The organism is Armatimonas sp. (assembly GCF_031410135.1).
In the GTDB taxonomy this organism is placed as follows: domain Bacteria; phylum Armatimonadota; class Armatimonadia; order Armatimonadales; family Armatimonadaceae; genus Armatimonas.
In genome coordinates this window covers 1-1,832 of record NZ_JANNYP010000854.1, presented here as the reverse complement: position 1 = coordinate 1,832, position 1,832 = coordinate 1, and the positions used below count along the sequence as shown (strand labels likewise).

At 56.6% G+C, this 1,832-nt stretch carries 2 protein-coding genes and 1 tRNA gene; all 3 read left to right on the top strand.

Going from position 1 to position 1,832, the window contains the following annotated elements:
- Positions 1-423: hypothetical protein (locus RMO15_RS30705; RefSeq protein ID WP_309722253.1), on the top strand; the 423-nt coding region annotated here is incomplete at its 5' end.
- 69 nt (positions 424-492) lie between these two features.
- A tRNA-Thr gene (locus RMO15_RS30700) sits at positions 493-567 on the top strand.
- 70 nt (positions 568-637) lie between these two features.
- On the top strand, positions 638-1,828 hold the full coding sequence (tuf, locus tag RMO15_RS30695) for an elongation factor Tu (protein WP_309722250.1): 1,191 nt from the start codon (positions 638-640) through the stop codon (positions 1,826-1,828).
- Positions 1,829-1,832 lie beyond the last annotated feature (4 nt).

Genomic DNA, 1,832 nt, shown 5'->3' with positions numbered 1-1,832 from the left:
TGCGCACGCTGTCATGGCCCCAATGGGAGCTTCTACGGACCCGATCTCGGTAAGGGCAAGACCGACTCCCAGCTCTATAAAGCCGTCCAGAACATGGCCGACAACCAGGGACAGATCGAGCTTGCGCCTGTCGAGGTTGAGGCTCAGACCGCTTACCATCGGGCGATTATCAAGCGCGAGCCGTTTCTGGCGATCACGGGGCGGACGAAGACGGAGCTTCGCGGTGAGATGACTCCTAAGGCGAGTGTGACCGTGATGATCGGGGGGAAGCCACAGAAAGTTCGCACGGAGCGTTTTACCTGGATGGCGTCTCTGACAGCCACCGGCCCAATTGTGGTGATCGCAAAGCTGAAAAACGCCGAGACTCGCCTTGATCCTGACAAAGCCACGCACTCGCACCCTCAGTCTCCCGATGCTCCATGAACCCGAAAAAGCATTGACAAAGGGGCTTGGGCATGGTAGACTTTCTCCTCGGTCGTCTACGATCGAAATGCCCTCGTAGCTCAGTGGTAGAGCACTTCTTTGGTAAAGAAGAGGTCATGGGTCCAATTCCCATCGAGGGCTCCATTCTGGCGCAACGCACTCGGATAGAGTCGTTGCGTCTTTCTGTGTAAAACACAACGGAGCTAATTATATTATGGGTAAGGCAAAATTTGAGCGTCTGAAACCCCACGTCAACGTGGGTACGATCGGACACGTGGATCATGGCAAGACCAGCCTGACAGCCGCGATTACAACGGTTCTGTCCAAGAGTGGTGGAGCCAAGGCGATGGCCTACGAGGCCATTGACGCAGCGCCCGAAGAGAAAGCGCGTGGAATTACGATTAACACGGCACACGTCGAGTACGAGACCGCTGCACGCCACTATGCACACGTAGACTGTCCCGGACACGCCGACTACATCAAGAACATGATCACCGGCGCGGCCCAAATGGACGGCGCGATCTTAGTGTGTTCCGCCGCCGATGGCCCCATGCCCCAGACCCGTGAGCATATTCTGCTCGCCCGTCAGGTGGGTGTGCCCTCCATCGTCGTGTTTCTCAACAAGGCCGATATGGTTGATGATCCCGAGCTTCTTGAGCTGGTAGAGATGGAAGTGCGTGATCTTCTGACGAAGTATGACTTCCCCGGTGACGACACTCCCATCGTGATTGGCTCTGCGACTCAGGCACTTGCCGGTGACCAGGGCGAGTACGGCGAGCCGTCTATCCTGAAACTGATGGAAGCGGTTGATAGCTACATCCCGACTCCTGAGCGTCCTAAGGATCTTCCGTTCCTGATGCCGGTTGAGGATGTCTTCACGATCACGGGCCGTGGTACGGTTGCGACGGGTCGTGTGGAGCGTGGCCAGCTTAAGGCTGGCGAGCAGCTTGAGATCGTGGGTCTTAAGGACACAACGACGACGGTTGCAACTTCTATGGAGATGTTCCGCAAGACGCTTGACTATGTTGAGGCGGGTGACAATGCGGGTGTTCTTCTGCGTGGTATAGACCGCAGCAAGATCGAGCGTGGCCAGGTGTTAGCCAAGCCGGGCTCAATCAAGCCGCACACGAAGTTCGAGGCTGAGGTCTATATCCTTGCCAAAGAAGAAGGCGGTCGTCACACTCCGTTCTTCACGGGTTACCGTCCTCAGTTCTACTTCCGTACAACGGACGTTACGGGCAACATGGATCTGCCCGAGGGTGTCGAGATGGTGATGCCGGGTGATAACGTCACGATTAAGGGCGAGCTGATCGCTCCTATCGCGATGGAAGAGGGTCTTCGGTTTGCGATCCGTGAGGGTGGCCGAACCGTAGGCGCTGGCGTCGTCTCGAAAATCATAGCCTAGTGAG

Excerpts from the sequence above, each read along its gene's own strand:
- tuf (WP_309722250.1), top strand. The coding sequence starts at position 638 with ATGGGTAAGGCAAAATTTGAGCGTCTGAAACCCCACGTCAACGTGGGT.